The sequence below is a fragment of the Ruegeria sp. D3 genome, assembly GCF_056534465.1.
Genome location: NZ_JBQFPK010000031.1, coordinates 1 through 8789, shown reverse-complemented (window position 1 = coordinate 8789; position 8789 = coordinate 1). Strand labels below are relative to the sequence as shown.

Annotated in this window: 6 protein-coding genes; 4 read left to right on the top strand and 2 right to left on the bottom strand. The window is 53.0% G+C overall.

From position 1 onward, the window contains the following. Positions 1 to 1126 precede the first annotated feature (1126 nt). Positions 1127 to 2356, top strand: coding sequence for a serine/threonine transporter SstT (sstT, locus tag ACR0DX_RS22490; protein ID WP_480847497.1), 1230 nt, complete (start codon positions 1127 to 1129; stop codon positions 2354 to 2356). Positions 2357 to 2646: 290 nt separating this feature from the next. Beyond that, positions 2647 to 2901, top strand: coding sequence for an SH3 domain-containing protein (locus ACR0DX_RS22485; protein WP_480847499.1), 255 nt, complete (start codon positions 2647 to 2649; stop codon positions 2899 to 2901). Positions 2902 to 3039: 138 nt separating this feature from the next. Here ACR0DX_RS22485 and ACR0DX_RS22480 read toward each other — a convergent pair whose 3' ends face one another. Then, on the bottom strand, positions 3040 to 3960 hold the full coding sequence (locus tag ACR0DX_RS22480) for a LysR family transcriptional regulator (protein WP_170356915.1): 921 nt from the start codon (positions 3958 to 3960) through the stop codon (positions 3040 to 3042). Between the two features lie 111 nt (positions 3961 to 4071). On the opposite strand from ACR0DX_RS22480, the gene ACR0DX_RS22475 reads away from it, so the two are divergent. Continuing rightward, positions 4072 to 4995, top strand: coding sequence for an SDR family NAD(P)-dependent oxidoreductase (locus ACR0DX_RS22475; RefSeq protein ID WP_170356914.1), 924 nt, complete (start codon positions 4072 to 4074; stop codon positions 4993 to 4995). A 17-nt stretch (positions 4996 to 5012) separates the two neighbouring features. Next, positions 5013 to 5387, top strand: a complete 375-nt coding sequence (locus ACR0DX_RS22470) for a DUF4345 family protein (protein ID WP_480847495.1) — start codon at positions 5013 to 5015, stop codon at positions 5385 to 5387. Positions 5388 to 6966: 1579 nt separating this feature from the next. Here ACR0DX_RS22470 and ACR0DX_RS22465 read toward each other — a convergent pair. Further along, entirely contained in the window at positions 6967 to 8511 is a 1545-nt protein-coding gene (locus ACR0DX_RS22465) for a ShlB/FhaC/HecB family hemolysin secretion/activation protein (protein ID WP_480847493.1), read from the bottom strand. Positions 8512 to 8789 lie beyond the last annotated feature (278 nt).

Sequence of the window (8789 nt, the reverse complement as noted above, 5' to 3'; positions counted from 1 at the left end):
AGGCTGCGCAAGACTTTGTGCGATCCTCGGGCGGTCGAGCGATCATTTGCGCCCTTGCTGAAGTCCCTGCGGCAGTGCGTGGCGAAAAAGGGACAACCGTATCGATGGAGGCGGGGAAAACACAGTTTCACTAAGCCCCAAGAATAGGCCCTGTTCATTATGATGCCCTCTATGGGACGCGAGGGACGACGCTGCACGCTGCGCGACACGAGATCGCGCATAGGGGGTATAAGACCACAAATTTTTACTGTCTCTGAAGTTCTTGTGGGCGGAATGCCGGCCAGGCAAGATGCTGACCCTCTGCCAAAATATCGTTGCGGCTACAGCGCGGAACTCGGCAGACTTTATGATTTTGGTCCTAAATTTATGACGCTTCGCAGGCGGTTAGTTTCTCAGCTGCTGATGTTGCGAAACGAATAACAGGCGCTAAACCTACTATTGAGCAAAAGGGGTTTAGCTGTCGCGCAATCTTGAAGCCACCAGAATGGAGCCCTAAGCGCGGAATCGGTGGCCTCTGGGAATAGCCTTTGGCCAAAATTTGAACATATATTTTCTACAAAGCACCATACGGTAGGAAGCGCAGTTCTGTTGAAATTTCGAAAGTTGGCAAAGTAGTAAATCTAATTTGAAGACCAGCTGCTTTGTCCGCGCTGTAGGCATTCGTTGAATTCTGTCGAACGATCGCGTTGCGCCTAAAGCAGACGTTTTGGCACGCTTTCCTTGCCAAGGCTTATGGCAGTCAACGAAGGGTTGGCGTGGTTCGATAAGAGCCTTCAGCACACTGTCCTTGCCGTTCCAGTTACGGGCTCATCGTTTGGCGGGAAGGGCAAGTTATAACCCGATTTGGAGAAAACGAACTTTGGGAAATACATTAATAAACATTTATGTTTAGGTGAAATTTGCGAGCAAATTGACGTAAGGTAAGTAACTGTAATAAATCAACAAATTGAACTCTTTTTGGTCGTGAAAACAACCACTTCAGAATGTGCGACAAAGTCTTAGGTCATCTAGAGACGTTTAATTTTGCGCCAAGACCTCCAAATAGCCACCAGCCTTTGAATTTCAACCGTGCCTGCGCGGGCGTGAGCTTCGTCCGTATGGCCCCTACTCAAACAGGATGGTCCCAATGAATTTTATTCTGCGTGGTAGCCTGGTTACCCAAATCACCATCGGCCTAGTCGCGGGCGTTCTGCTTTCCACCTTTTGGCCCGCTGCCGGGTCAGCCGTCGGCTTGCTTGGCGATTTCTTCGTCGACGCATTAAAAGCCGTTGCACCCGTTCTGGTGCTGATCTTGGTTTGCGCTGCGATAACCAACCACAAAAAGGGCAGCGATGCCCGTATGGGCCCCGTGGTACTCTTATACCTAATCGGAACCTTCGCAGCTGCACTGGTTGCGGTTGCAGCGAGCTACATGTTTCCGGTTACTTTGCATCTGACCGGCACGCCCGAGCTTTTGGATGCGCCGGGCGGTCTTGCCGAGGTAGTTAAGAATATCTTGCTTAAAATCGTGGACAATCCAGTAAATGCTCTGGCAACCGCAAACTACATCGGCATTCTAGCTTGGGCCGTTGGTCTAGGACTTGTTTTCCGTCACGCCAGTGACACAACCAAGACCTTGATGTCGGATCTGGACGGCGCGATCACCAAGATCGTCGCAGCAATTATCCGGCTGGCTCCAATCGGTATCTTCGGTATCGTGGCTTCGACGATTGCTGAAACCGGCTTTGAAACACTTGCAAGTTATGGCCAACTTCTGGCGTTGCTGCTTGGCTGCATGATTTTCATGGCGCTGGTTGTCAACCCGCTGATCGTGTTCCTGCGCATCCGCAAAAACCCATATCCGTTGGTTTTCACATGCCTGAAAGAGTCCGGTATTACCGCGTTCTTCATGCGCAGTTCGGCGGCCAATATTCCTGTGAACATGGAACTTTGCCGCCGTATGGATTTGGATGAAGAGACTTACTCGGTCACGATTCCAATCGGTGCTACGATCAACATGGCTGGCGCTGCGATCACCATAACTGTCATGACGCTGGCAACCGTTCACACAATGGGTATTCAGGTTGATTTCATCTCGGCCGTGTTCCTCAGCATCATTGCCTCAATTGCTGCCACCGGGGCTTCGGGCGTAGCAGGAGGATCACTGTTGCTGATCCCAATGGCCGCCAGCTTGTTCGGCATCGACAATGCAACGGCCATGCAAGTGGTGAGCATCGGCTTCATTATCGGCGTGTTGCAAGACTCTGCGGAGACCGGTTTGAACTCATCGACCGACGTTCTGTTCACCGCGGCGGGATCGTATAAACAAGGAGATCCTTACCCACGAAAGTTGGCCGAGGCTCAACTGCCCGCTTAGGAATTGAGTGAAACACTTCAACCGCTGGCACTGGTCGGCGGTTGAAGAACGGATCGGTACGCAAGACAGGCATCGGGTGCAAGTCACTGAACAATCGCATCGAGCCCAAACCTTAGTTTCGGCTTATTTTAGAATTTTTTGTTCAATTGTCGGTTTAGACGCACGCATACTTTGGTCGAGGAGTTACGCTTGATGATCAGAGACGCTAAGATTGCAGTTAACCAAACAGGCAGGTTAACGTTATGCGCAGTGCTATCTTCCTACATTTATTTACATTCTTCCTAGGCGCTATGGTCGTTTCTGAGTCCGCATCGGCAGCTTCTCTCGGACAATACGAGGTTTTTGGCGTTGAAGACGGAGACATGCTGAAATTGCGTGCAGGACCGGGAACAGGGTTCAACGTGATAGCGGGCTTTCCAAATGGAACCGTTTTACGAGTTCACAGTTGCGAGCAGACCGGCGGCACCCGTTGGTGCCGGGTCTCCTTGAAACGTGCGCGTGGTTTAAAGGGATTTGTATCTTGGGCATATTTGCGAAAACTATGATTTTGGCTTTGCAGGGTGCCACCTTAGATATCCGGGTCTTGTCAAAAGAACCTAAATTGAGGCGGTTAGGTTGTTTCCCTAACTTCGGCATATTTTGCACGACAGGTAGCGATTGAACTGGATTGCTGTGACTGTCGTCTATTGGTGCAGTTTCGTTCCGGCGACCCAGAACTCATTCCGCCTCGATTGGACACTCGCAGCCAAGAAATCTACGAATAGTCTGACCCGGGCCGTGTTCTTCAAGTCGCGATGTAGCAGTAACCAGATGCTTCTGTAGGGCATGGGTTTCTGAAACGGTGCTCTGATCAGGTTTGGGTGCCGGTCTCCCAGATTGCACGCAAGGTAAGCCATGCCAAGCCCGGATGCAGCCAGCGTGATCAATGGGACAAGTTCAGATACTCGGTGTTTAAGCGTGGCTTTTGGGTAGTAGCTGTTCTTAACCCAGTTCGCCGTAGTCGCCTCTTCTGGCTCATGCCAGCCAATTAGGTGGAGCCCCTCGCCACCGTTATCGGTGACCCGCTCAGCATATTCTCGTGTGCAATAGGCAGCCTGCGACATCTGCACGAGCTTTCGGCCCACGACATCGTCCGTCACCTCACTGGCAACTCGGAGCGATACGTCCGCTTCCCGTCGGGTCAAATCACGAACGTCATTTGTGAAGTTCATGTTCAGGGTGATGTTTGGGTAGAGATCGGCGAAGGTGGCGAAATCGTCCATCAGAGATGTCATTGCCAGACCATGGGGCAATGTGATGTAGACCGTGCCAGAAGGTTGAGCATCGCGGCCGACAATCATTCGAGACGCCGCTGTCATTTCCGCCTCAACGCGTTCAGCGTGAGGCATTAGGTCTTCCCCAAGCTGGGTCAGCGCCAAGCCTTGCTTTGAGCGATCAAAGAGGCGGCTTCCGACGCGTTCCTCCATAACCGATAGCCTCCGGGTCAGGGTCGTATGGTTGACCTGAATGCTATCGGCGGCGCCCCGCAATGTCCCAGTTCTTGCAACAGCAAGAAAATACTTCAAATCATCCCAGTTGAGAGAGTGGCTTTCCTTGATCGACATGAAGCTTGTGTTTCATTTTTGAAGCAGCGTGTCCATAAATACCTAACTACAGATCAATTTTCGGGCGGAATACCTTGGGCTAATCAAACGCAAACTCAAGGACTATAACCGATGAACCATATACAATCTGTGTTGATCACCGGCGCAAATGCCGGATTGGGTCGCGAGGCAGCCCGGCAGCTTGCGCTTCAGAAACGTATATCCAAAATCTATCTGGCTTGTCGTAACCCAATCAAAGCGGAAGCCGCAAAATCAGCGCTAGAACGTGAGACCGGGCGCAAGATCTTTGAAGTTGTCCTGATGGACGTGACCAGCCCGGTTTCGGTTCGCGCCGTTGTAGGCGCACTTTCCACACCAATCGACGCGGTAATCCTGAATGCAGGAGGCACGGGCGGGCGGCACCCAAACAGCCTAACCAGCGATGGCGTGACAAATATCTTCGCAACAAATGTTCTGGGCCATGTGGTGTTGGTCGACGCATTGTTAGAGCGCCAGTTAGTGACGTCTACAATTCTCTATGCCGGGTCCGAGGCTGCTCGTGGTATTCCCAAAATGGGTATGCACCGACCAAGCCTGTCCGATGGGACGGTGGACGAGTTCAAATCAATCGCCGATGGTACCAAATTCGGCCCCGACGGTGATCCGATGCAGACCTATGGCTATGCCAAGCTTACCGCGACCCTCTGGATGGGGGCGATGGCGCGTCAAAACCCTCATATTCGCTTTGTAACCATGAGCCCGGGCGGCACGGCCGGAACGGCTGGCTTTGATGACCTGCCACTTATGAAACGCATTGTCTTCAAACATGTGGGAGGTGTGCTGATGCCTCTGTTAGGCATGATGCACAGCGTTGAAGCCGGAGCAAAACGGTATCTGGACGGGTTGCTCAACCCGGAGTTCAAAACCGGCCATTTCTACGCCAGCCAAACCGGTTATCCCACCGGGCCGGTCGTGGATCAAGCCAGCATCGATGCGGCTCTGTCGGACATCACCACCCAGGACAACGCGAACAAGGCATTGCGCCAATTCGCCTAGAAAACAGGAGTAATGAAATGGAAACCACACTGAACATCCTCGTTATCCTCGCAACCCTCATGATGTCTGGTCTTGGCATCATGTCGATGTTTGCACCCCGGCGCATGGTTGCTAACTTTGCAATCGAGCCGGTTGGCACAGCCGGGCTGAGCACAATCCGTTCGGTGATCGGCGGGCTGTTTCTGGTCTCAGTGACTTTGCTAGTGATCGCACTGACCACCGGGCAGACTCTGGGCTATGCGGCTGTCGCGGTCCTGATGGCGGTTGTAGCTGCCGGGCGGTTTGTCGGAATTTTAGCGGACGGGTTTGACAAAGCAGTTGTGCCACCCTTGGTCGCTGAACTGATCATCATCGGAGTGTTAGTCACCGCGTATTATCAGCTTTCCGCGTAGCCGGGTTTGCTTCAATCGGACGGCGGCGAAGTTGGAATAGCCGCCTTCCGATCAACCAAGCACCAACTCTATGAGTTAACACTCTCGCAATATCCGCTTTGTCTGCATAGCGGTCATTCAGACAGATCGCAGCGTACGACCGCACCGAGCCCAAATTTACCAGGTGCTGCGGTCCGCGCTAACGAAAGTAATGCGCGGAAAGCCGAATTTGCAAAGTTGCCGTTCAAAGTCTCGCTTGCCCGACCTGACCGTCCCAGATGGTCGGAGGCGCTTCTTGGAAGTGCGGCACTTTAGATTGTTGGCCTAATTGAAGCAAATTTAGGTACGGCGCATTGTTGGGCTACGTCAGTCAACGTAAACGCCAGGGAATAAGGGCAATACGAAATCCAATTATCCAGATGACAATTGACGAACTATTGGTCGATTAATCTCATTGTCCGAGCAAAACCTACCATGCGAGCTTCAGCGCTGCTTTCGTTTAACCGAAATAATGCACCCAGAGTGTTTTGGGTGTCGAGCAGGTACATCCCGGGCCATTGCGTCCACGTTTCCGAGGTGCCGCAACGCTCCGTTGTTCAGCAACACGCCTCGCCCAGCATCATACCGGCGCTGTCCAAATCCGCTGGCAACGCATTCCCAGTCTTCCTTGGCCGCCGCGTTGCGGAATCTCGGTAGGTCGTGCGGGTCATGTCGTCCAGGTGTTGCTGCGACGTGATCGTGTTTCTTCGCATTGCTTTGGTGGGTTAAATGGTGGGTCACTTGTGTTGTGCCAGGTTGCTGGACAGTACCGGTTGTCGGCCTCGGCTTGGGGCGCATGATTGTCACGACGCCTTGGGGTTTCGGATGTCCTGGGACTGCCACGTGAGTTGCCGTAGGTTTTGGTGTCAACTGTGGAACCTGACCAGGAACCGCCGTGGGAACCTGATTGGGGGTTGCGGTTGGGACAAGCGGTGGTGTCGCTGTAGTACCGCTGGGTTGCGGAACACGGCCGGGCACTGCGACCGGAATCTGGTTTGGTGTTGCAGTCGGGGCAAGCGGTGGCACAGCATTTTGATCGGTGGGCTGAGGCGGGACCTGACCGGGAACGGCGACTGGTACTTGGTTTGGTGTCGCTGTTGGCGCCAAGGGCGGCACATTGGGCTGAGGCGGAACCTGATTTGGAACAGCTGTCGGAACCCGGTTTGGTGTCGCGTTCGGTGCCAGCGGCGGAGTTAGGGTCGGCGCTACTACCGGCGTGGGAACCTGACCGGGAACCGCTATCGGTGTCGCAATAGGAACCTGACCGGGAATTGCGTTCGGGACCGCGCCCGGCGCAAGGACTGGAACAGTAACGGACGTGGGCGTTTGCTGCGTTCCCTTAGGCGGCAATTGATTTGCCACCGGCTGAGTTGGACCAGTAACTTGACTACCTGCCCCTTGCCCACCAGCCTGCCCGCACCCTTGGCTCGACTGGTGTGGGTTCCCTACGCCTCGGCACCACCCGTAGTGATTTCCGCGGGCAAAGACCTGAGTAGCGGCCAGTTCTGCAAGTAGACAAGTTGCGGTAAGTACAGCAATTCGGTTCAGTTTCATAACATCCTCACCAACTTGTTGTCAGAGCAAGATACGCGCCAGGATCGCCAGAGTCGGTCAAAGGGCCGTCTCTCAAAGGGACACCGACATATCCGGACAGGAATAGATTTTGCTTAAACTCAATGTCCAAACCCAGACCTGTCGAGGCCAGTGTAGCATTATCAACTTCGAAACTCGCAGGGTCATTGTTCGAGATGTAACCCACGTCGAAAAAGGCAAAGGGCGTTAAGCGATGTATGCTCTGGGAACTGGGGAAGTAGGAATGAGACACTTCGAAAATCGCGGAAATTCCGGAATCACCATCCACTTCGTCAAAACGATATCCGCGCAAAGCATAACGATCACCAAGGAAGTACTCTTCGACTGACGGCAGCCGGTCTGTTGTGTACTGCCCCCAGATCTCGGTGCGCCAAGCTGTGTTGGGAGACAAGCCCGTTAGCGGGCTTTCGTATCCGACGCCGCCTCGTAGATGCCAGAACGAAGAGTCCCCGTCGTCAAAATTCGCGTCTGTCGTGTCGTTGTCATTGTCACCAAAAGATAAGGTTAGCCCCGCTTCCAGAGCTTGTCCCTTTGGATAGTTTTGCCCATAAAGATATGTAAGACCAACGACACTCGCGTCACTGGATAGTGGAACGCCACCACTGACTGAGTCCGCTTTTGAAAGGCGATAGTCCAGCAGAAGATACCCATAACGGGCCACATCGCGGATCACGGGGTAACCCATCGCGACTGTGAAGTTCTCGCCGTCAATATCTGTTCTCGCAAAGTCCCCCGAGAGGTCACGTTTTGCGTTTATGTTCCCGTAGAAGATCTCACCGTACAGACCATTGCTGTTCAGCGGCGTGCGATAGGTAAGAGCGCCCCATAAAGAGTGTTCATCGTCTTTGTCCCAATTGTAATTGCCTGATCCCTCAAATCGCAGCAAATCCCCGACGGTCAGCGTTGAATAAAACTCTTGTACGACATAGAAGCTGAGCGCTTCTCCAAGCTCACGCGGAGGGTTGTCGAGTGTCGCACTACCGGCTTGTTTTCGCAGTGGCTCTCCCAATACTCTCAGCCGTGCACCAGCCTGATCCGGATAATCAAGTTCGGTCGACACGTCCAAGTCGGGTATGTCCTCGGCCAACATAACCGCCCGCTCAAATCGCTTGAGAGTTATTGGGTATTCGGTGGTGAGGGGGCGAAAGATCTTTTCTAGGGTTTGGAACGTGCGCGTGTTTACACCTTCTATTTCGATGGTTTGAATACGCCCCTCATCAACAACTATGCTCTGCCCATCGGGACCAGGCCACGCCTCAGCCAAGAAGTAGCCGTCTTCTCGGTAGATCTGAGTGATCGTTGATGCGACCTCCACCGCTGTAATGCGCCCTGACCGATCAAAGGCCAACTGACCGGCAAAAGTTAGCAGCTCGTCCGTATCATACACTGTTACGCCGCTGACAGAGTGCTGTGATGCGATGTCCCAGGTTTGTGCAATGCTGTATTTTGGAACCGAAACAATGGCCACAAAAGTGCAAATAATCGCAAGTACAACCGAGTTGGTTACAGGCATTTTCTACAACCTTTGCATGATTGAGAATGTTAAAACCCAATCCTATTACGAGGTTTGAATGTCTGAGCTTGCCGATATTCGAGTTTGATCACGACTGGTGCTTTCGAGATACACAGCGAACAGGTTACAATGCGCCTTCGTCACCCAGGAACTCTATACCAGCTGTCGTGCCATCACTGTAAGCAATGCAATTCCAAGGAGCACGATCCTCGCCAACGCCGACTGTGACCTGTGTTCCCGCCTCGCTAAACGCGGATGAGAGCACCACGACTTTTGAA